This is a genomic window from Massilia aurea (genome assembly GCF_024753205.1).
In the GTDB taxonomy this organism is placed as follows: domain Bacteria; phylum Pseudomonadota; class Gammaproteobacteria; order Burkholderiales; family Burkholderiaceae_D; genus Telluria; species Telluria aurea.
Map to the genome: position 1 here is coordinate 490,326 of NZ_JANUGZ010000003.1, position 22,186 is coordinate 512,511.

General features: G+C 63.7%; 10 protein-coding genes. 5 read left to right on the forward strand and 5 right to left on the reverse strand.

The window, feature by feature from the left end; genetic code table 11:
* Positions 1-83 precede the first annotated feature (83 nt).
* Positions 84-2,915: a TonB-dependent receptor domain-containing protein gene (locus NX775_RS12830; RefSeq protein ID WP_258836359.1), complete on the forward strand. Its 2,832-nt coding sequence runs from the start codon at positions 84-86 to the stop codon at positions 2,913-2,915.
* Between the two features lie 61 nt (positions 2,916-2,976).
* On the opposite strand, the gene aroG is transcribed toward NX775_RS12830, so the two are convergent.
* The 4 genes from aroG to NX775_RS12850 all read right to left on the reverse strand — a co-directional run bounded on the left by aroG (position 2,977) and on the right by NX775_RS12850 (position 10,823).
* On the reverse strand, positions 2,977-4,035 hold the full coding sequence (gene aroG, locus NX775_RS12835) for a 3-deoxy-7-phosphoheptulonate synthase AroG (RefSeq protein WP_258836360.1): 1,059 nt from the start codon (positions 4,033-4,035) through the stop codon (positions 2,977-2,979).
* Between the two features lie 314 nt (positions 4,036-4,349).
* Positions 4,350-5,810, reverse strand: a complete 1,461-nt coding sequence (gene tldD, locus NX775_RS12840) for a metalloprotease TldD (protein ID WP_258836361.1) — start codon at positions 5,808-5,810, stop codon at positions 4,350-4,352.
* Between the two features lie 86 nt (positions 5,811-5,896).
* On the reverse strand, positions 5,897-6,694 hold the full coding sequence (locus NX775_RS12845) for a carbon-nitrogen hydrolase family protein (RefSeq protein ID WP_258836362.1): 798 nt from the start codon (positions 6,692-6,694) through the stop codon (positions 5,897-5,899).
* 1 nt (position 6,695) lies between these two features.
* Positions 6,696-10,823, reverse strand: a complete 4,128-nt coding sequence (locus tag NX775_RS12850) for a YhdP family protein (RefSeq protein ID WP_258836363.1) — start codon at positions 10,821-10,823, stop codon at positions 6,696-6,698.
* A 208-nt stretch (positions 10,824-11,031) separates the two neighbouring features.
* Between NX775_RS12850 and glnE the strand changes: the two genes are divergently transcribed.
* From glnE to map, 4 genes are all read left to right on the forward strand, one after another.
* A complete protein-coding gene (gene glnE / locus NX775_RS12855) occupies positions 11,032-13,791 on the forward strand; it encodes a bifunctional [glutamate--ammonia ligase]-adenylyl-L-tyrosine phosphorylase/[glutamate--ammonia-ligase] adenylyltransferase (RefSeq protein ID WP_258836364.1) in 2,760 nt (919 codons plus the stop codon).
* 404 nt (positions 13,792-14,195) lie between these two features.
* Positions 14,196-17,090 carry a TonB-dependent receptor domain-containing protein gene (locus tag NX775_RS12860; RefSeq protein ID WP_258836365.1) on the forward strand — a complete coding sequence of 965 codons (2,895 nt, stop codon included), beginning with the start codon at positions 14,196-14,198 and terminating at the stop codon, positions 17,088-17,090.
* Between the two features lie 329 nt (positions 17,091-17,419).
* Complete coding sequence (locus tag NX775_RS12865) at positions 17,420-20,326, forward strand: TonB-dependent receptor domain-containing protein (protein ID WP_258836366.1); 2,907 nt, start codon at positions 17,420-17,422, stop codon at positions 20,324-20,326.
* A 155-nt stretch (positions 20,327-20,481) separates the two neighbouring features.
* Positions 20,482-21,249 (forward strand): type I methionyl aminopeptidase, encoded by a 768-nt coding sequence (gene map / locus NX775_RS12870; protein WP_258836367.1) that lies wholly within the window; start codon positions 20,482-20,484, stop codon positions 21,247-21,249.
* A gap of 527 nt (positions 21,250-21,776) precedes the next feature.
* On the opposite strand, the gene NX775_RS12875 is transcribed toward map, so the two are convergent.
* Entirely contained in the window at positions 21,777-22,142 is a 366-nt protein-coding gene (locus tag NX775_RS12875) for a glutaredoxin family protein (protein WP_258836368.1), read from the reverse strand.
* Positions 22,143-22,186: the final 44 nt, after the last annotated feature.

Here is a 22,186-nt window from a genome sequence, read left to right on the forward strand (position 1 = left end):
CCCTGCAGGTCTTACCTGGGAAAATCGACATGATGGTTGAAACAGTGTTATCTCGATCGGTTCGACTGATCTGTGCAGGCGGCATGCTCGTCGCGTTCTCGGCGGCCCACGCCCAGGACACGGCGCCCGCCACAGGCGAACCTCAGCGCGTGGAAGTCACCGGTTCACGCATCGCCACGGCCAACCTGGAAAGCATCAGTCCAGTTACCGTCGTCAACGCCAAGGACATCAAACTCGAAGGTGTGCGTTCGGTCGAGAGCCTGCTCAACAACCTGCCCCAGGTCTTCGCCGACCAGGGCGGCTCGGTCTCGAACGGCTCGACCGGCACCGCGACTGTCAACCTGCGCAACTTCGGCGCCGACCGCACCCTGGTGCTGGTCAATGGCCGCCGCCTGCCAGCAGGCAGCCCGCGCAATCCGGCCGCCGACCTGAACCAGATCCCGGTGGGCCTGGTCAAGCGCGTCGAAGTGCTGACCGGCGGCGCCGGCGCCATCTACGGCTCCGACGCCGTGGCCGGTGTGGTCAACTTCATCATGGACGACAACTTCCAGGGCGTCCAGATCGACAGCAATTACCAGTTCTACAACCACCAGCAAAACGGCGGGCCGGCGGCCGATGCCGCCACGCGCCGCAACTTCCAGCTGCCGGGCGACAAGAGCGCCGACGCCAAGGTCAAGGACATCAGCCTGACGATGGGCGGCAACTTCGCCGACGGCCGCGGCAATGCCGTGGTGTTCCTGGGCTACAAGAAGGAAGACCCGCTGCTGCAGTCGGAGCGTGACTTCACGGCCTGCTCGCTGGGCGGCTCCACCACGGGCGACACGTTCAACTGCGGCGGCTCCGGCACCAGCTTCCCGGGTCGTTTCCTGGTCGGCACGCGCAGCTTCACCGTGGCCGATGCGAATGGCGGCGTGCGTCCGTATATCGGCGCAAACGATGCCTACAACTTCGGTCCGCTGAACTATTTCCGCCGTCCATCCGAGCGCTACACGTTCAGCTCGTTCACGCACTACGACATCAACGACAAGACCCGCGTCTACGGCGAGGCCAGCTTCCACGATGACAGCACCGTCGCCCAGATCGCGCCGTCCGGCCTGTTCGGCCTCGACGCTTCCGGCGCCAATGCGATCACCTTCGAAAACCCGCTGCTGTCGAATGCCTGGCGCCGGACACTGGGCCTGAACGCCCCTGGCGATACGGCCGACCTGGTCATCTTCCGCCGCAACGTCGAAGGCGGTGGCCGCCGCGACGATCTGAACCACACGTCCTACCGCGGCGTGGTCGGCGTCAAGGGCGATGTCGGCAACTGGAAGTACGACGTCTTCGCCCAGGTGGGCAAGGTTCGCTACGCCGAAACTTATTTCAACGACTTCTCGGTGGCGCGCAGCGCGCGGGCACTGGACGTCGTCCCCGGCGCCAACGGTGCACCGGTCTGCCGCAGTACCCTGAACGGCATCGATCCGAACTGCGTGCCCTACAATATCTGGAGCCTCGGCGGCGTCACCAGGGAAGCACTGACCTACCTGCAAACCCCGGGCTTCCAGCGCGGCAACACGTCGCAAACCGTGCAAGGCGTCAACCTGTCGACCGACCTGGGCGAATACGGCCTGAAGCTCCCGACCAGCACCGAAGGCATCGGCCTGGCGCTGGGCTGGGAACACCGCACCGAAAAACTGTCGCTGGACAACGATGCAGCCTTCGAATCGGGCGATCTGGCCGGCCAGGGCGGCCCGACCAAGAACGTGAGCGGCCAGTTCAGCGTGCGTGACTATTACGCCGAAACCCGCATCCCGATTCTGCAGAAGCAACCGTTTGCTGACCAGCTCAACGTCACGGCCAGCTACCGCAAATCGGATTACTCGACCGGCCAGAAGACCAGCTCGTATGGTGCGGGCATCGAATGGGCACCGATCAAGGAAGCCAAGTTCCGCTTCAGCTATCAGCGCGCCGCGCGCGCCGCCAACGTGGTCGAACTGTACACGCCGGCCGGCCTGGGTCTGTACGACATGTCGTCCGACCCATGCGCCGGCGAAGCCCCGACCGCTACCCTGGCGCAGTGCGCACGCACCGGCGTCACGGCGGCCCAGTACGGCAACATCGTCGATTCGCCAGCCCAGCAGTACAACCAGATCACGGGCGGCAACACGAACCTGGCGCCAGAGGAATCCGACTCGTACACGCTGGGCCTGGTGCTGACCCCGACGCGCAACACGTCGGTCACCATCGACGCCTTCGACATGAAGGTCAAGGGAATCATCGGCGGCTTGCCCGCAACGACCAGCCTCGAGAGCTGCCTGGCAACGGGCGACCCGACGTTCTGCTCGCTGATCACGCGTGACCGTCTGGGCACCCTGTGGGCACTGGAAACCGCGCAGATCGTCGCCACCAACCAGAACCTGGGCATGTCGTCGACCAAGGGTATCGACCTGGGCGCGAACTGGAACGCCAAGCTGGGCGACTGGGGCAGCCTGAACCTGTCGCTGATGGGCACGTACCTGAAAGAGTTCAAGCAACAGGACTTGCCAGGCGGCGATACGCGTGAGTGCGCCGGCCTGCACGGTCCTACCTGCGGCGTGCCGCTGCCAAAATGGCGTCACAAGGTGCGCGCTGTCTGGGGCACCCCATGGAATGGCGTGGAACTGGGCGCGACCTGGCGCTATGTGCGCGGTGTCGATCTGGACACCGAATCGGAACCAGCGGATGCAAGCCTCGGTGCACGCAACTACCTGGATCTGGTCAGCAGCTGGCAGATCAACCGCAACTTCACCCTGCGCGCCGGCATGAACAACGCGCTGGACAAGGATCCACCGCTGTCGGGCGTGGTTGCTGCCGTCTTCGGCAACGGCAACACCTACCCGCAGGTGTATGACGCGATGGGCCGTCATATCTTCCTGAACCTGACCGCCAAGTTCTGATCGCGGCGAGCAGATAGAACAACGGCGCACCTCGGTGCGCCGTTTTTTTATGCCTGCTTGATTATTCCTGGCGCAGGCGGCGCTGGCGCACCGCGGCCGCCAGGCCATCGAGCACCTGCAGGCTGCTGTCCCAGTCGATACAGCCGTCGGTCACCGACTGGCCATAGGTCAGCTCCTTGCCCGGCACCAGATCCTGACGTCCACCCACCAGATTCGACTCGATCATCACGCCCACGATGCGATCGTCGCCGGCCGCGATCTGCGTGGCAATGTCGGCACACACGGGCACCTGGTTCTCGGGTTTTTTCGAGCTGTTGGCATGCGACGCGTCGATCATCAGGCGGCTGGCCAGGCCCAGCGCGGCGATCTGGCGGCAGGCTTCATCGACGCTGGCGGCGTCGTAGTTCGGCGCCTTGCCGCCACGCAGGATGATGTGGCAATCCTCGTTGCCCGAGGTCGACACGATGGCCGAGTGGCCGCCCTTGGTCACCGATAAAAAATGGTGCGGCTGCGATGCGGCCTTGATGGCCTCGGTCGCGATCTTGATATTGCCGTCAGTGCCGTTCTTGAAACCGACCGGGCACGACAGGCCAGACGCCAGTTCGCGGTGCACCTGCGACTCGGTCGTGCGCGCGCCGATGGCGCCCCAGCTGATCAGGTCGGCGATGTACTGCGGGCTGATCACGTCAAGGAATTCAGTGCCGGCCGGCAGCCCCATCTCGTTGATGTCGCGCAGCAGCTCGCGCGCCATGCGCAGGCCGTCATTGATGCGGAAGCTGTTGTCCATGTACGGGTCGTTGATCAGGCCTTTCCAGCCCACCGTCGTGCGGGGCTTTTCAAAATAGACCCGCATCACGATCTCGAGTTCACCGGCAAAGCGGCGGCGCTGTTCCACCAGGCGGCGCGCGTACTCGATCGCGGCTTTCGGGTCGTGGATCGAGCACGGCCCGATCACCACCATCAGGCGGTCGTCCTGGCCGTGCAGGATGCGGTGCAGGTCGACGCGCGCGCCGGCCGCGGTCTGCTCGGCTGCCGGGGTGACGGGGTACTCGCGGATCAGGTGCGAGGGTGGCGTCAGTTCCTTCATTTCACGGATGCGTAGGTCGTCGGTGCGGGGCATGCTGGACTCTCTTTCGTACTCGGTTGAGTTTGGTTTTATAGTGTCTGACAATAAAAAAACCGCCATTGCTGGCGGTTTGTCTGGATGCTGCCGGGACTTTTACTGCGCGTACCCGCTGCTGTTCCACCGCCTGAGGCTGGAATGGCTAAAGTAAAAAAAGCGGGTAAAGAAAGCGAGGCGCATGATGTCGTCCGTGTTTGGTCAATTGACTATAGCAACAACCCGCAAAACTTGGCAAGCCCTTTATCCGCCGATGACGGCTTGTACAGACAGCTTGTTACCGCATACCACAGCAGCGCGGCATCAACGCGGCATCAAGCCGTACCGCCGACCGTCACGCCATCGATGCGCAGGGTCGGCTGGCCCACACCCACCGGCACGCTCTGGCCTTCCTTGCCGCACACGCCCACGCCCGAATCCAGGCGCATGTCGTTGCCGATCATCGAGATGCGGTTCATGACCTCAGGGCCATTGCCAATCAGCGTCGCGCCCTTGACCGGGTACGTCACCTTGCCGTCTTCGATCATGTAGGCCTCGCTGGCCGAGAACACAAACTTGCCGTTCGTGATATCGACCTGGCCACCGCCGAAGTTCACCGCATACAGGCCGTTCTTGACCGAGGCCAGGATTTCCTGCGGGTCCTTGTCGCCTGCGAGCATATAGGTATTGGTCATGCGCGGCATCGGCAGGTGCGCGAACGATTCGCGGCGCGCGTTGCCGGTGACGGGCATCTTCATCAGGCGCGCGTTCATCGTGTCCTGGATATAACCTTTCAGGATGCCGTCCTCGATCAGCGTCGTGCACTGGGTCGGATTGCCTTCGTCGTCGACATTGAGCGAGCCGCGCCGGTCCTGCAGCGTGCCGTCGTCGACGATGGTGACGCCCTTGGCCGCCACGCGCTCGCCGATCATGCCGGCATACGATGACGAGCCCTTGCGGTTGAAGTCACCCTCGAGGCCATGGCCGACCGCCTCGTGCAGCAGCACGCCGGGCCAGCCCGGGCCCAGCACGATCGTCATCGGCCCTGCCGGCGCCGGCCGTGCTTCCAGGTTCACGCAGGCTGCCTTGACCGCATCGGTCGCATAGCGGTCGAGCACCTCGTCGGTAAAGTAACCATAGTCGAAGCGCCCGCCGCCGCCGGACGAACCGACTTCGCGCCGCCCGTTCTGCTCGGCGATGACAGTGACCGACACGCGCACCAGCGGCCGGATATCGGCCGCCAGCACACCATCACTGCGCAGTACCAGCACGACATCGTATTCACCAGCCAGGCCGGCCATCACCTGCACCACGCGCGGGTCTTTCGCGCGCGCCATCTTTTCGACACGCTCGAGCAGCGTCACCTTGGCCGTCGCATCGAGCGAGGCCAGCGGATCGTTGGGCAGGTACAGCGAGCGCCCGCCGCTATGCTGGGTGCTGCGCGCGATCTTGATGCGCCCGGCGCCCTGGCGTCCAATCGTGCGCGTGGCGGCAGCAGCGTCCAGCAGCGCCTGCTCGGAAATCTCGTCGGAATACGCAAACGCCGTCTTTTCACCCGACACGGCGCGCACGCCGACGCCCTGGTCGATCGAGAAACTGCCGCTCTTGACGATACCTTCTTCGAGGCTCCAGCCTTCGCTCTTGGTGAACTGGAAGTACAGGTCGGCGTAGTCGACCTTGTGCGTGAACATCGTCCCCAGCGCGCGCAGCAGCTTGTCTTCGTCCAGGCCAAATGGCGTCAGGAGGACGTCGCGGGCAACAGCGATGGAGGACAGGTTCGGTTCGAATGGCGTCATTGTGGGTCGATTCATGCGGTCGGTTGGAAGGGGCATTGTGCCATATCCCGTTTATTCGCATCGCTGCGCCCGGTACACTACCTGTACTACATCTTCCGGTGCCGCAGCGCCGGCAGGCTGTCGCGCACTCCCAGCAGGAACACCGGATCGAGCTCGCCCGCAATCACGCCCTCGCCTTCCGGCAGCACCGCCTTGACCTCGCCCCACGGGTCGACCAGCATGCTGTGGCCCCAGGTGCGGCGGCCATTGACGTGCATGCCGCCCTGGGCCGCGGCCAGCACATAGCACTGGTTCTCGATGGCGCGCGCCCGCAGCAGTACTTCCCAGTGCGCGCGGCCGGTGGTGTAGGTAAACGCGGCCGGCACGATGATCAGTGCGCACTCGCCCATCGCGCGGTACAGCTCGGGAAAGCGCAGGTCGTAGCACACCGACAGTCCCACGCGGCCGAACGGTGCATCGAATACGCCGACCGTATCGCCCGGCACGATGGTGCGCGCCTCGTCGTACGATTCCGTGCCCTTGTTGAAACCGAACAGGTGGATCTTGTCGTAGCGGCTCATCGACACGCCCTGCGGGTCATACACGAGCGTGGTGTTGAGCACCTTGCCCGCGCTCGGCGAGACGATCGGCAGCGTGCCGCCGACCAGCCAGATGCCATGCTCGCGCGCCAGTTCCGCCATGCATGCCTGGATCGGCCCGGCGCCCGGTTCTTCGGCCAGCGCCACCTTGTCGACGTCGGTCATGCCCATGATCGGCCAGTACTCGGGCAAGGCCACGAGCGTCGCGCCCTTGCCGGCGGCCTCGGCCACGAGGCGGCGCACGGTGACCAGGTTGTCTTCAAGGTGGGGAGTGGAAACCATCTGGATCGCGGCTACGGTCGTCATGTCATTCCTTGCTGGCGGTGGGGGCGGCTGGCGTGCTGACAGGGCTATTGTCAGGTCCGTTAGGGATTTTGGTAATGGTCGGCGATTTCCACGGTCCTGTCACCTGCATCTGGTAAGTCAGCGCCTTCATCACCGGCGCGCGCAGGAACAGCTGGGCCAGATAGCCGCCCAGGCCCAGCACCGGATTGACGGCCAGGCCGTACACGAGCGGGCCGGTGCCCAGATTGAATTCCGGGATCACGACCACGCGCAGATTGGTCGATTCGTTGGCGATGTCGGCCGTGCCATTCATCAGGACGGTGGCTGCCACGCCATGCATCCTGAGGTTATCGGTGCGCACCACACCGCGCGTGATCAGCGCGTTGGCCGTGATGCCGTCGAATGCCAGGCCATCGGAAAACACGTCATGGAAGTCGAGCTTGAGCAGGCGCGGCAAGGCTTGCAGGCTCAGCACGCCCAGCAGCTTGGCCGCGCCCGGGTCCTGCTTGAGGAACTGGCCCGACTCCACATTCATCTCGATCTGGCCCGACAGGCTCGGGATGTCCATCGCATACGGCAGGCCGGCCCATGAGATGTCGCCGCGCAGGTAGCCGTTGCCGCGCCCGATCGTGTCCGGGAAGCCCACGCGGTCGAGCAGGCGCCCGGCATTGTCCATGTCGAGCGCGAAGTTCAGGCTGGTATTGCTCTTGCCATCCTTGGTCAGCCAGCGGCCGGACGCGTTCAGCTTGCCATCGGGATTGCTTAGTGCAAGCCGGTCGATGCGCCACTCGCGCCCGGCCAGTGCCCGCACATTGCTGGCGTTCAGTTCCAGGCGCCCCAGGTTCTTGTTGAACAGCTCGAAGCGCTCGGCCACGATGTCGAGCGACGGAATGCTGGCCGTGGCGCCCTTGTTCGACTCGAGCAGGTCCTTGACCTCGGCCTCGGCCGATTCGGGAATCACGAGCGACGCCAGGCGCGCCGTGACCTTGCCCAGGCCGCTGGGCGTTTCGGCCCAGGTCAGATAGCCACTGGCCTGGCGCGAATGCAGGTTGGCGCGCCACGTATCGCCCACGTGCGTGGCGCCGATGACCACGTCGGCCACGCGCCGCTCGCCGACCGTCAGTTCGCTGACCCGGCCGGCCACCACCGCCGGCAGCACGTATTGGGTGACGTCGGCACCGCTGGCGGGGGGGGCATCCGCTGCCGGGGCAGGCGCGTTGACGTCCATGCCGGCAATGGCGCGGCCCGCCGCCAGCCAGTGGTCGACGTTCAGCGCCTTCATGTCCAGGTGTACCATCAGGCCCTGGTCCGGGCGCGGTGCCGGCACGTTCACGCCAATGCCGCCATGGGTCACGCGCCAGGCGCCCTTGCCCTGCTTTTCGCGTTCGTACCGCGCCCCCAAGCCCTGCCCCACGCCGACGCGGATGACGTCGCGCGCCAGGCCCTCGACGGTCGGCTCGCCTTCGAGCACGAAGTGCAGCGGCAGGTTCGCGTCCTGCACCTTGTTCAGCGGCGCCGGCAGTTCGATGCCCAGGCCGGCCAGCGCCGAATCGATCGTGATCGTGCGATGCCCGGCTTTGACGACGATCTCGCCCCGATACGGTGTGCTGCCCGACAGGCGCTCGGCCAGACGGCCCAGCGCCGGCGCCGGGGCCGTGCGGCGCATGCCCTCGGCCGACAGCGTGCCGGCCAGCGTCACGCGCGTGCTGCCCTCCGGCGTCGTGCCGCCACCCACTGCCAGCGGCGCGCCCAGGAAGTCGGCGCCGACGCCTTCCAGGCCGAAGCCGTGATCGTAGAACGCGATCCGGCCCTGGGCATTCTGCAGCGCCGGCAGTTCGGGGAACAGCACCACATCGTTGCCCTGCAACTGCAGACTGCCCTGCACTTTCGCTTCGTTCATGTGCGCCAGCGGCAGGCGCAGCTTCAGGTCGAGCTTGGCGTTGCCGGTGCCCTGCGTGTCTTCGGTGAAGTGGCCGATCCAGCCCAGCACCGGCGTGGCGGCAACGTAGCGCAAAAGTTCCTGCAGCGGCCCGGCGCCGGCGCCATCGATCTCCAGCATCATCTTGTCATGCGCGCCCAGGTCGGGAATCACGGCCTTGACGTTCGACAGCGCCACGCCCAGCGTGCGCAGGGTCTTGCCATTGATTTCCATGCGCGCACGGTCGAACACGATGCGCCCGTCGATCGCTTCGGCCAGCGGCCACAGTGGCGTGCCGTCCGGATGGCGGTGGCCAGGCGCGTATTCGAGCCGCGCGCCTGCCAGGCGGCCGGCGACGCGGAATTCGCCGCTACCTGCGGCCTTGAACGGGAACTGCGCGAGGTCGCCGCGCAGGCGCAGCGTGGTGTCGTGCAGCTGGCCGCCCTGCAGCGCGCCGACCAGCCAGTCGTGCAGGCCATGGGGTGTGGCCAGCGGCAGGAAGGTGCCGATCCTGTCGATCGGGAAACCGTCGAGGCTGCCGGTGAAGTCGGCCGTCCCTGGCCCGTGACCGGGCGTGAGCGGCATGGTGTGGCGACCCGAGACCGAACCCTTGAACGCGCCCTGCGCAAAGTCCAGGTCGTCGATCTCGACCTGCAATTGCCGGCCCGCGTCAAACTGCCAGCGCGCATCCAGCACCAGGCGGTCGAACGGCATGCGCGGCTCGGCGAACCAGGCCGGCATATTCAGGGCAAATTGCTGCGAATCGAGCTTGACGCTGCCGGTGCGCTCGTTGGCGTCGATACGCCCGCTCAGGTTCTCGAAGCCGGGCGTGGCGGCACGCCCCGGGCGCGCGGCCTGGGCTTTGAGCGCCAGCCCGGCGACGTCGCCGCGAATGCGCCAGCCTGTCACGCCGGGATAGCGTCCGTCCCATTCAACACCGACATCCTGCAACACCCCGCGCGGTGCGTAATCGGCCAGCAAGCCGCGCTGCACGGGCGAGATCGGCAGATACTGGGCGAGCGCCGCCAGTGCGCCGATATCGAGGCCCTGCGCGCGGAGCGTGCCTTGCTCGGGCTTGCCGTTCGCAGCGGGGCGCCAGGTCTGTTCGAGCGTGGCGGGCGGCAAGGCACGGCCATCGCGCGCCACCACCGTGAAATTGTCGAGCCGCAGCGCGTGACCATTGGCGCCGAAGGTGGGCTTGCCATCGCCCTTGCCAGTCAGCAGCGTTTCGCGCGCGCTCAGGCGGCCCGATACGCGCGCCAGTTGCAGCGGCGCGATGTCCGGGCCCAGGCGCGCATTCACGCCGGCCAGCGCCAGGTCGGCGGTGAAACCGGCCAGACGGGCCTGGTCGACATTGATCCAGGTGCGCAGCGAGCCACGGCCCCGTTCGAGCTGGATCGGATAATCGACGAAACGCTTCCACGCGCCCAGGTCGATGTCGCGCAGGTCGGCGTACAGCTCGCCCTTCCAGCGCGTGACGTCGGACGGTTGCTGACCGAAGCGGTGCCGGAAGCGCGCGCGGATGTCGACCGGGCCGCCCAGCCGCGCCGGCGGCGTCGCCGTCAGCGCCAGGTGGTGCGCACCCCAGCGGTTGAGCAGCGCCAGCGTGACGCCCTGCAGCGCCAGCGGCGGCGTACCGCGCAATTCATCGACCCAGTCGACGCGGCCATTGCGGATGACGATTTCGCGCTGGCGCAGCAGCCAGTCGGCGCCGGCGCCATTACCCTGCTGCTGCTCGAGCCGCACGCCGGCCACGACCAGCACGCCGTCGCGGCCACGCCGCACGGCCAGGCGCGGACCGATGATTTCAAGCGATGCAAAGCGGGGTTCGAGCGCGGCGATGCTCCACCAGCCGATCGTGGCATTGACTTGCGGTAAGGCCAGTACTTGCCGGCCCCGGCGGTCGTGCAGGCGCACGTCGCGCAGCGACAAGGCCGGGCGCATGCCATGCCAGGACGCCGCCAGCTGCGCGATCGTGACGCGGCTGCCGAGCGCATTGCCGGCCACGCGCTCGATGTCGCTCTTGTACAGGTCGATGTTGGGAAGGATGGCGTAGCGCAGCACCAAGAACAGCACCGCCAGCGCGAAATACACGATCAGCAGCAGCTTGACGGCAAAGCCCAGCACGTGGTGCGAGGCCAGGTTCGCGAAGCGGTAGCACGCGCGCAGCCGGCGCCAGCGTACGGCCAGCGGCCGGGACGCGGACGTCGCCTGCGGATCCGGGTTGTGCATCAAGGTGCTAATAACAAAGGCTCGCCGAAAAATGTACAGCTCAAAAAAACAGGTCGCTTGCGTGCGTTGCGGCGTCTACCTTACCATCGGTGCTGACCCGGGCAGCAGCGACGGCCTGTTAGCGGGCCATTTTAACGCATCGACTGCCTGCCGGCCCCGACTAATGGCCTATTGAAACGGCCATCCATCGCGTTTCCCAGGATCAACGATGACCGAAGTTTCCCCTGCACCACAGCCTGCCCCTGTCCCTGTCCCTGTTACCGTTCCCGTCACTGCCTCGCGTTTCGTCGCACGCTGGCTGGGCGCCGCGCCCGAGCGCGCAGAACAGCTCGCCAGCCTGTCCGCCATATCGCTGGCCGACGCCGATTTTCGCGCGCTGCTGGAGGGCGAACTGGCCAGGGGCTTGCCGCTCGAGCGCGCCATGCGCCGGGTGCGCAACCTGTTGATCTCGACCATCGTCGCACGCGATCTCGGCGGCCAGGCCGACCTCGATGAAGTCGTCACCGCGATGACAGCCTTTGCCGACTTCGCGATCCAGACCCATGTGGCCAGCCTGATGGCCGAGCTGGTCGCGGCGCACGGGATGCCGGTCGGCGAGGATTCGGGCCGCCCGCAGCACCTGATCGTGCTGGCCATGGGCAAGCAGGGTGGCGGCGAACTCAATGTGTCGTCGGATATCGACCTGATCTTCGTGTACCCGGAAGACGGCGACACGGCCGCAGAGGCCGGCCAGCGCCAGCTGTCGAACCACGAATTCTTCATCCGTCTGGGGCGCCGCCTGAGCGCGGCCTTGTCCGAAGTGATCGAGGACGGTTTCGTGTTCCGGGTCGATATGGCGTTGCGCCCCAACGGCAAGTCGGGCCCGCTCGCGGCCAGCTTTGGCATGGTCGAGGAATACCTGATCGTCCAGGGCCGCGAATGGGAACGCTATGCGTGGGTCAAGGCGCGCGCCGTCACGGGCGAGCCGGACGACATCACGGCGCTGGATGCGATCGTGCAGCCGTTCATCTTCCGCCGCTACCTGGACTTCGGCGTGATCGACGCCATTCGCACGATGCACGCCCAGATCCGCGCCGAGGTGAAACGCCAGGAGCGCCTGCATCCCGAGCGCAGCCACAACGTCAAGCTGGGCCGCGGCGGCATCCGCGAGATCGAGTTTTTGGCCCAAGTCTTCCAGCTGATCCGTGGCGGGCGCGATCCGGCGCTGCGCGAGCGTTCCACACGCAAGACGCTGCTCCTGCTGGCCGAGCGTGAGCTATTGACGGTCGACACCGTTGAACGCCTGCTGGCGGCCTACACCTTCCTGCGCAACCTCGAACACCGTTTGCAATACCTCGAAGACGCCCAGACCCACACGCTACCGGCGAGCGACGACGATCGCCTGACGGTGGCGCGCATGATGGGTTGCCCGGATGAAGCCACGCTGCTGGCGCGACTGGAAGAACAGCGCACCTACGTCGCGCAGCAGTTCGACGCCATCTTCGCCGACAAGGAAGCGCCCGAACCAGACCCGGACACCCCGGCGCTGGTCGACGACCTGGACAACCTCGATACGCTGACTGAGCGACTGGCCGGGCTGGGCTTCAACGACAGCCGCGCCGCCGCCGGCCGCCTGATCACTACGCTACAGGGCGCGCGCCTGACGAGCCTGCCCGACTTCAGCCGCGTGCGCCTGCTGGCGCTGGTCGAGGCCGCCCTGCCCCTGATCGCCACCGTCGTGAAGGACGCGGGGATGGGCAGCCACGCCGCCACGCTGGGGCGCCTGCTCGACCTGTTCGAGGCGATCGCGCGCCGCTCGGCCTATCTGGCGCTGCTGACCGAATACCCGCACACGCTCGAGCGCGTGATCCGCATGATCAATGCCAGCGGCTGGGCCGCCACGTTCCTGACCCAGCACCCGATGCTGCTCGACGAGTTGCTGGACGACCGCAACGCCGGCGCCGAAGCGCTGCCGCAGCTGGCGGCCACCCTCGACACGCAGCTGACCGACGCTGCCGGCGACACCGAGCGCCAGCTCGACATCCTGCGCGAGACGCACCACGCGCAACTGTTTCGCCTGCTGGCGCTGGACCTGGCCGGCGAACTGTCGGTCGAGCATCTGGCCGACCACCTGTCGGCGCTGGCCGACACCATCGTCGGCGCCGTGGTCACGCATGCCTGGCACGCGGTCAACGGCCGCCACCGCGAGGTGCCGCGCTTTGCCGTCATCGCCTACGGCAAGCTGGGCGGCAAGGAGCTGGGGTATGTGTCCGACCTGGATGTGATTTTTCTGTACGAGGACGACGATGGCGACGCGCCGCCCCTGTACGCCCGCCTGGCCCAGCGCTTCATCACCTGGATGACGGCGCCGACGCCGGCCGGCATTCTGTTCGACATCGACATTGCCCTGCGTCCGGACGGCGCCAGCGGCATGCTGGTATCGTCCATCGCCGCCTTCGAGCGCTACCAGGGTGAAGCGGCCTGGATCTGGGAACACCAGGCGCTGACACGGGCGCGCTTCTGTGCCGGCGACGCCGCCATCGGCGCGCGCTTCGAGGCGATCCGCGAACAGGTGCTGCGCAAGGACCGCTCTGGCCAGGCCGACGTGCTGAAGAGCGAGGTGATGCAGATGCGCGCGCGCATGCATGGCGCGAACCTGAACCGCAGCACCCAGTTCGACCTCAAGCACGATGCGGGCGGCATGATCGACATCGAGTTCATCGTGCAATACCTGGTGCTGCGCCACGCGCACACCTACCCGCAACTGACCGCCAACGCCGGCAACATCGCCCTGCTGCACTTGTGCGGCGAACTGGGCCTGATCGACGCGGCCCTGGCCAGCCAGGTCGCGGCCGCGTACCGCGCGATGCGCAAGCTGCAGCACAGCGTGCGATTGCAAAGCCATGACAAAACCCGGGTCGAGCGCACCCAGCTGGGCGTGCATCCGGACAACGTGCTGCGTTTGTGGCATACCTGTTTCGGGGACTGAACCCGCCGTTTCGTCAAGCAGCCTGACCTGTACTGCAGGCTGCAGTTGCCCCCAGCAGTCTTTTCTTTGCCCCTCCCCACCCCGCGTTTTTGCATGCGCACCCACCGGGTGCGCATGTCATTTTTTGCTGCACCAGAGCGTGTCATATCCATGCTTTTCGCACCTCTGCAGTGCCACCGCAAATCCTGACTTTTCAGTCATTTATTTTCTTTTCGTCAACTGTTGTATTTTAGACAGAAATGCCCTGCTTCTACATTGACATGACTGAAAGCAAGATGGTCTTATACATACGCGCTTGCAGTCCGGTGAGCCGTTGTCCACAAGATGGATTGCAGGCGCATGGGATGCACTTTTTAATCAAAAAAAAGCTGTTTCACAGACGTGAAATGCAGGATGGAGAGCACATGCAACAACGTACCAAAATCGCATTAGCCGTAGCGCTCGCGCTGCCGACGCTGACCGCCATCGCGCAGGAGAATCTCCAGCGCGTCGAAGTGACCGGTTCGCGTATCCGCCAGGTTGACCTGGAAACGGCGCAGCCAGTTCAGGTGATGACGCAGGAACAGATCCAGAAAACGGGCCTGGTCACCGTTGGCGATATCATCAACAACATGACCTCGGCAGGCTCTCCTGCATTCAGCAAAGGCGGCGCACTGACGTCCAACCGCGAAAACGGCGGCCAGTACGCCAACTTGCGCAATCTGGGCGCCCAGCGCGTGCTGGTGCTCGTCAATGGCAAGCGCTGGACCCAGTCCGTCGCCGGCTTCACCGACATGTCGACCATCCCTTCATCGATGATCGAACGCATGGAGATCCTGAAGGACGGCGCATCGTCGATCTACGGCTCGGACGCCATCGCAGGCGTCGTCAACATCGTCCTGAAAAAATCGATGGAAGGCGGCCAGCTGAGCCTGTACACGGGCCAGAACGAAAAGAATGACGGCAAGAACAAAGACTTCTCGCTGGCCTATGGCGCAGGCGACGAAAAAGCATCGCTGATGTTTGGCCTGGCGCATACCGAAAGTGGCGCTGTCTGGGCGCGCGACCGCGCCATCACCGCCAATTCGCGCGGCCCGAACTTCCCTCTCGAAAACCTCGGTGGCGGTCCATGGGGCCGTATCCGCGCTGTCAGTGCCAGCGGCGCCGCCACCGGATTCGACCGCATCCTGAACCATACGGGCTCCTACGATGGCATGGGCGCCGGCGCCAATTCGCGCAATATCGCCAACTACCACAACGTCAACGCCCTGACCCCGGTGCCGGACGACCTGTTCAACACCACGAGCCAGATGGTGTTCGCGATGCCGAACAAGATGGACAACATCTTCGTCAAGGGCGAGATCGCGCTGCCGAAGAGCATGCGCCTGACAACGACCGCAATGTATTCGCAGCGTACGAGCCTGGCGACCACTGCCGGTTATCCACTGCAATCGGCCGCGCAGGCGAACTACCCGGTCTACGTTGACAAGAACAGCTACTACAATCCGCTGGGCAGCTCGGTTCCCGGCAACGGCGCCGGCCAGGACCTGTTCTTCTATCGCCGCAGCATCGAGGTGCCACGCACGACCGAAAACGAAAGCCGCACCCTGCACATCGATGCGGCCCTCGAGGGTGAATTCACGCTGCGTGGCCTGCCATGGAACTGGAGCGCCGGGTACAACCACAACAAGGTGAGCGGTTCGACCCTCGGTACCGGCAATGTCAACCTGCTGAACCTGAAACGCGCTCTCGGCCCGTCGTTCATGAACTCGGCCGGCGTCGTCCAGTGCGGCACGGCTGCAGCGCCAATCGGCCTGGGCACCTGCGTCCCATGGGACATCCTGGGCGGCCCATCGGCCTCGACCCCGGAAGCACTGGCCTACGTCATGTCCACCGGCCAGGCGAGCTACGGCAGCACGATCAACAGCGCAACGGCCGACATCGGCGGCGAACTGCTGCAACTGCCTGCCGGCGCGCTGGGCATTGCAGGCGGCATCGAACACCGTGAAGTCATCGGCACCGATATTCCCGGACAGTTCGAGCAGTCGGGCTATTCGACTGACCTGGCCGGCAACGCCACCCGCGGCCGCTACACGGTGCGTGAAGCTTATCTGGAAGTCAACATTCCGGTCCTGAAAGATTTGCCATTTGCACAATTGCTTAACTTCAACCTGGCCACACGCCATTCGGATTACAGCAACTTCGGCACCACCAACAACAGCAAGTTCAGCTTCATGTACCGTCCGATCACCGACGTCCTGGCACGCGGCACCTGGGCTGAAGGTTTCCGCGCGCCAACCGTGGGCGACACCTTCGGTGGCGGCCAGCAATCGTTCGACACCGGCTGGCTCGACCCGTGCGACACCGTGTACGGCGAAGCTGCCCGCACCCCAGCGGTGGCAGCACGCTGCTCGTCGGGCTTCGGCGGGATCATCGGCACCCCTGGCGGCTACCGCCAGCGCATCCAGAGCGGCTCGCCGATCACTTCGAGCGGCGGCGCACAGACCGCGTACCCGTTCCAGGCCAGCGCCGGCAACACGTTCCTGACGCCGGAAACGGCCGTGACCCGCACCCTGGGTCTGGTGTACAGCCCATCGTACGTCCCCGGCTTCTCGGCATCGGTCGACTGGTACAGCATCAGTATCAACAACCGCATCACTGCCGTGTCGTCGAGCTATGTCGCCAACCAGTGCTACACCGAAGGCCTGACTGACTTCTGCCAGAGCATCCGCCGCGATCCGGTCAGCGGCCAGGTGGTCGGCCTGACCCGCGGTAACGCCAACCTCGGCCAGATCAAGACCGAAGGCGTGGACGTCGAACTGCGCTATCGCCTGCCGCGTTTCTCGTGGGGCCAGATCTCGCTGCGCAGCGAAACGACCTACCTGGACGAGTATTCGACCAAGAGCTCGGCTGCCGCACGCTGGATCGACTATTCGGGTGAATACGACTTCCACCGCTGGAAGTCGAATTTCACGACCGACTGGTCGCAAGGAAACTGGAGCGCAACCTGGGGTGTTCGCTTCCTCAGCTCGGTGCTCGACCAGTGCCTGAACATCCCGCGCGGCTGGGAATGCAACGCACCGACGACCTTCCGTCCAGGGGCAACGTCGGCTGGCGCGAACCGCCTGTCGTCGCTGACCTACCATGACATCAGCGCCGGCTACAAGTTCGACTGGAACGCCAATGTGCGTTTCGGCGTGAACAACGTGTTCGACAAATCGCCGCGCTTCACACTGCTGGGCGCCTCGTCTGCGACGACCATCGACGCTGACCTGCCAATCGATCGTTTCTTCTACGTTCGTTACAACCAAGCGTTCTAAGCAATAAAATTGCTTTAAAAGCCCGTCCGGCGCAAGCCGGGCGGGCTTTTTTGCGTTTCTCCAAACTTAGATCAGCAAATAACCGAACAGTCAATTACATGTGATATCGAAAGCGGATAAATACACATTTCTGCAACAAAATGGTCACATTCTCACCCTTCTGGTGCGTATGCATTGACAGTGAAGTACCGTAAATGGTTTTATCGCTGACTTGAAAGTCGTTTAACCAGTTTCGTTGGCGCTTTTCAGCGAGTCGCACCGCGACATTTTTTCGGTGGCAGGCCCTTACCCAGGTCCCGCCGCGCATACACCCCTAGGAGTTCTGCAACATGATGGAAACACTCTTGTCCCGTTCGGTCCGCGCTATCTGCCTCGGCGGTATGACCCTTGGCATGACCGCCGCGATCGCTCAGGAAGTTGCTGCGCCACAGCGCGTTGAAGTGACCGGTTCGCGTATTCGCCAGGTTGACCTGGAAACCGCGCAGCCACTGCAGATCATGAGCCAGGAACAGATCCAGAAGTCGGGTCTGGTGACCGTCGGCGACATCCTGAACAACCTGTCTTCGGCTGGCGCCCCTGACTTCTCGCGTTCGGGCTCGCTGACCTCGAACACCGAAGCCGGCGGCCAGTTCGTCAGCCTGCGCAACCTGGGCTCGAACCGCCTGCTGGTGCTGGTCGACGGCAAGCGCTGGACCCAGTCGGTCGACGGTTACACCGACCTGTCGACCATTCCGTCGGCAATGATCGAGCGCATGGAAATCCTGAAGGATGGCGCATCGTCGATCTACGGCTCGGACGCAATTGCAGGCGTGATCAACATCATCCTGAAAAAGAACATGCAGGGCGGCCAGCTGTCGCTGTACACCGGCCAGAACGAAAAGAACGACGGCAAGAACAAGGACTTCTCGCTGAGCTACGGCGCGGGCGACGACAAGGCCTCGCTGATGTTCGGCCTGTCGCACACCGAGCAGGGCCTGGTGAGCACGCAGACCCGCAACAGCACCACCTACTCGGATGGCCCGAACCACCCGTTCGAAGGTCTGGCCGCAGGCCCATGGGGTCGCATCACACCGGTCAATCCACTGAGCGGCGGCTCGCTGACCAATCCAATTGCTGGCGGCTTCAACCAATACCTGAACCACACCGGCTCGTTCGACGGTCGGGGCCAGGGCGCAGATTCGCGCAACCCGGCCAACTACCACCCGTACGTCGGCAGCAATGAGGACAAGTACAACTCGACGCAAGACATGGATCTGCTGTCGCCGAACAAGCTCGACACGCTGTTCGTCAAGGGCGAGATCGCGCTGCCGAAAGACATGCGCCTGAAGACCACCGCGATGTACTCGCAGCGTCAGTCGCTGCGCACCATCGCCGGCTATCCGCTGCAGTCGACCTCGCAGGCCGCCTATCCGGTCTACGTCGACAAGGACAGCTACTACAACCCGTACGGTAGTTCGGTTGCTGGCGCCGGCCTTGGCCAGGATCTGTTCTTCCAGCGCCGCACGATCGAACTGCCGCGCGTGACCGACAATGAAAACCGCACGCTGCACATCGACGCGACCCTCGAAGGTGAATTCACCATCAAGGATCTGGCGTGGAACTGGAGCGCCGGCTACAACCACAACAAGGTCTCGGGCACGTCGAACGACAGCGGCAACATCAACCTGCTGAACCTGAAAAAGGCTCTGGGCCCATCGTTCCTGAACGCCAGCGGCGTCGTGCAGTGCGGTACCGCTGCCAACCCAATCCCGCTCGCTTCGTGCACCCCGTGGGACATCCTGGGCGGCCCATCGGCGTCGAACCCGGACGTGCTGGCTTACGTCAACACCAACGGCACCAAGACCTACGGCTCGACCATCAACAGCGCCACCGCCGATATCGCCGGTGAACTGTATCAACTGCCAGCCGGCGCGCTGGGCATTGCAGTGGGTATCGAGCACCGCGAAGTCAAGGGTTCGGACGTTCCTGACCAGTTCTCGCAGTCAGGCTACTCGACCAACCTGTCGGGTCAGGCAACCTACGGCCGCTACACCGTGCGTGAAGCGTACGCAGAGCTGCAGATCCCGGTCCTGAAGGACCAGCCATTCGCAGAACTGCTGAACTTCAACCTGGCCACCCGCCACTCGGACTACAGCAACTTCGGCGTGACCAACAACAGCAAGGCCAGCTTCATGTACAAGCCGGTCAAGGATGTGCTGTTCCGCGGTACCTGGGCTGAAGGCTTCCGCGCACCAACCATCGGTGACACCTTCGGTGGCGGTTCGCAGTCGTTCGACACCTTCCTGGATCCATGCGACACCCGCTTCGGCGAAGCTGCGACCAGCCCGACCGTGCAAGCACGTTGCGTGGCGCAAGGCACGAACGCGACTTACCGTCAGCTGCAACAGGCAGGCACGCCAGTCAACAGCACCATCGGCACGCAGTCGCTGGTCGCCTTCAACTCGGGCGCCGGCAACAGCTTCCTGAAGCCAGAAACCGCAGTCACCAAAACGGCCGGTATCGTCTACAGCCCATCGTTCCTGACCGGCCTGACCGTTGGCCTCGACTGGTACAACATCAAGATCGCCAACCGCATCACTGCAATCGGCGCCGATTATGTTGCCAACGAGTGCTACATCTCGGGCAATGCAGACTACTGCAGCGTGATTCGTCGTGACGCGGTCACCGGCCAGATCAGCGCCCTGTCGCGCGGTAACGCGAACCTGGGTGCGATGGAAACCGAAGGCCTGGACATGTCGGTTTCGTACCGTCTGCCACGCACTGCCTACGGCCAGTTCAGCGTCCGTAACGAGACGTCGTATGTCGATACGTTCCGCACCAACGACGGCGCAGGCACCCCATGGAAAGAATACGCAGGCGAGCTGTTCTACAACCGCGTGAAATCGAACACCAACCTCGATTGGGCGATGGGTAACTGGAGCGCCACCTGGGGTGTTCGCTACTTCAGCCCGGTCAAGGATGCTTGCTACGATGTGCCACAACAGATCGAGTGCAACATGCCTACGTTTGAAACCGCTGATAACGGCACTGGTGCCAACAAGCTCGGTTCGTACGTGATCCATGACGTGAACGTCGGCTTCAAGACGTCGTGGGATGGCCGTATCCTGTTCGGTATCAACAACGTGTTCGACAAGTCGCCACGCGTCGCTTACAACACGCAAGCATCGGCAACGGCTATCGACGTCGATCTGTCGCTGGACCGCTTCTTCTACGTCCGCTACAACCAGTCGTTCTAATGGACCGGGGTCGCAAGACCCTGTCCTGAAGTCCTGACCACATGCCCGCCCGGCCTCGCCTGGCGGGCATTTTTACATCCCTGCCCTGCCCGCCTGCCCCCAACGCGGTATCATGGCGGTTTGCCTGCGGCGCTGCCGCGTCACTCCCTCCCCGTATGACCATCAAACTCAAGAACGACAAAGACATCGCCAAGATGCGTATCGCCGGCCGCATGGCTGCAGAAGTGCTGGACATGATCAGGGAATTCGTCGTGCCCGGCGTCTCCACCGAAGAACTCGACCGCCGCTGTCACGACTACATCCGCAAGGTACAGAAGGCCACACCGGCCAATATCGGTTACCACGGCTTCCCGAAAACCCTGTGTACGTCGATCAACGGCGTAGTCTGCCACGGCATCCCGAGCGAAAAGGACGTCCTCAAGGACGGCGACATCGTCAACATCGACGTGACCGTGATCAAGGATGGCTGGCATGGCGACACGAGCCGCATGTACTTTGCCGGCACGCCGTCGCCTGAAGCGAAGAAGCTGGTGGAAGTCACCTATGACGCGATGATGGCGGGCATCCGCGCCGTTGGCCCGGGCGCCCGCCTGGGCGACGTGGGCCACGCGATCCAGACGCTGGCCGAAGGCGCTGGCTTCTCGGTGGTACGCGATTACTGCGGCCACGGCATTGGCCGCGTCTACCACGAAGAGCCACAGGTGCTGCACTACGGCCGCAAGAATACGGGCCTGCTGCTCAAGGAAGGCATGACCTTCACGGTCGAGCCGATGATCAATATGGGCGAAGACGATGTGATCCAGTTAGAGGACGGCTGGACCGTGATGACGCGCGACGGTTCGCTGTCGGCGCAGTGGGAACACATGCTGGTCGTGACAAAGAACGGCGCCGAAATCCTGACGCCGTGGCCGGACAAGCGCTGACCGGCGCAATGACATGGCGGGCGAGTCAGAGACAAAATAGTGGATACTGCAGGTCGAGCTGATGTAGCTGGCCGACCCGCATGTCGGTCACTCAACATGTCGTTGTCAGCGTCGATCGTGCCACTTGGCTCACGCCTGAATCAATGCGAAGACTCACCGAAGAGCCATCGGCTCGACAACTGTCTTAAAGAGTTGTCGAGCCGTTGATTCGCAGATTTCGTTCAGATCCCGCAACCATCCCGGCATTCACCCAGCTCCTGCCTGCACTGGTCAACGCCAGATCCAGCAGCCAGGCATGCCCGATGGGACTGGAGACAATCCCGCGCGCACTGGTTCATATCTATCTGAAAAGCCGATACTGTAGCTGCGCTGCCAATGCCGATAGCGAATAAAAATGCTGCAACTTTTGCATTCATGTATCTCTCCTGGATTAAACATAGAGGCGGTGGATTATTCCGGAATATTGCGCCGCTCATCGCTATATTTCGGATACAACAAAATTCGCCTGTTTCTGGTGGTGTTGACGGCTATTTGATATAACCAGCATTGATCAAAGCAGATTCAAGATGGTCCGGGTCAAAGCCAGTCAGCAGGCGTTCGCCGACAAGAATGACGGGGACCGCCTTCCTCCCGAGTTGTGCAAATTCACGACGGTTTTGGGCCGAAGCTGAGACATCACGATCGATAAAGGCGATGTTTCGTTCACGCAAAAATGCACGTGCCTGGATGCAGTAGGGACAAGAATCCGTCCCGTAAAGAACGATGCTATTTTTCCCAGCCAAATAATACCTGCCGTAATCGCCTTCAATGTAAGCCGGTTTTGATGCATTGATAATGTAAGGGACTCCTGAGCCAATTCCCAAACCTGCCGCAAGGATTAAAAAATAGCTCATGACTGTTCTGGCACGTAGCGCACGCATATTCTGTTCCGGCTTGA

Bases quoted from the DNA above. Each gene is read 5' to 3' on its own strand.
- NX775_RS12830 (WP_258836359.1), top strand. From the start codon at position 84: ATGCTCGTCGCGTTCTCGGCGGCCCACGCCCAGGACACGGCGCCCGCC.
- aroG (WP_258836360.1), bottom strand. From the start codon at position 4,035: ATGCCCCGCACCGACGACCTACGCATCCGTGAAATGAAGGAACTGACG.
- tldD (WP_258836361.1), bottom strand. From the start codon at position 5,810: ATGACGCCATTCGAACCGAACCTGTCCTCCATCGCTGTTGCCCGCGAC.
- NX775_RS12845 (WP_258836362.1), bottom strand. From the start codon at position 6,694: ATGACGACCGTAGCCGCGATCCAGATGGTTTCCACTCCCCACCTTGAA.
- NX775_RS12850 (WP_258836363.1), bottom strand. From the start codon at position 10,823: ATGCACAACCCGGATCCGCAGGCGACGTCCGCGTCCCGGCCGCTGGCC.
- glnE (WP_258836364.1), top strand. From the start codon at position 11,032: ATGACCGAAGTTTCCCCTGCACCACAGCCTGCCCCTGTCCCTGTCCCT.
- NX775_RS12860 (WP_258836365.1), top strand. From the start codon at position 14,196: ATGCAACAACGTACCAAAATCGCATTAGCCGTAGCGCTCGCGCTGCCG.
- NX775_RS12865 (WP_258836366.1), top strand. From the start codon at position 17,420: ATGATGGAAACACTCTTGTCCCGTTCGGTCCGCGCTATCTGCCTCGGC.
- map (WP_258836367.1), top strand. From the start codon at position 20,482: ATGACCATCAAACTCAAGAACGACAAAGACATCGCCAAGATGCGTATC.
- NX775_RS12875 (WP_258836368.1), bottom strand. From the start codon at position 22,142: ATGAGCTATTTTTTAATCCTTGCGGCAGGTTTGGGAATTGGCTCAGGA.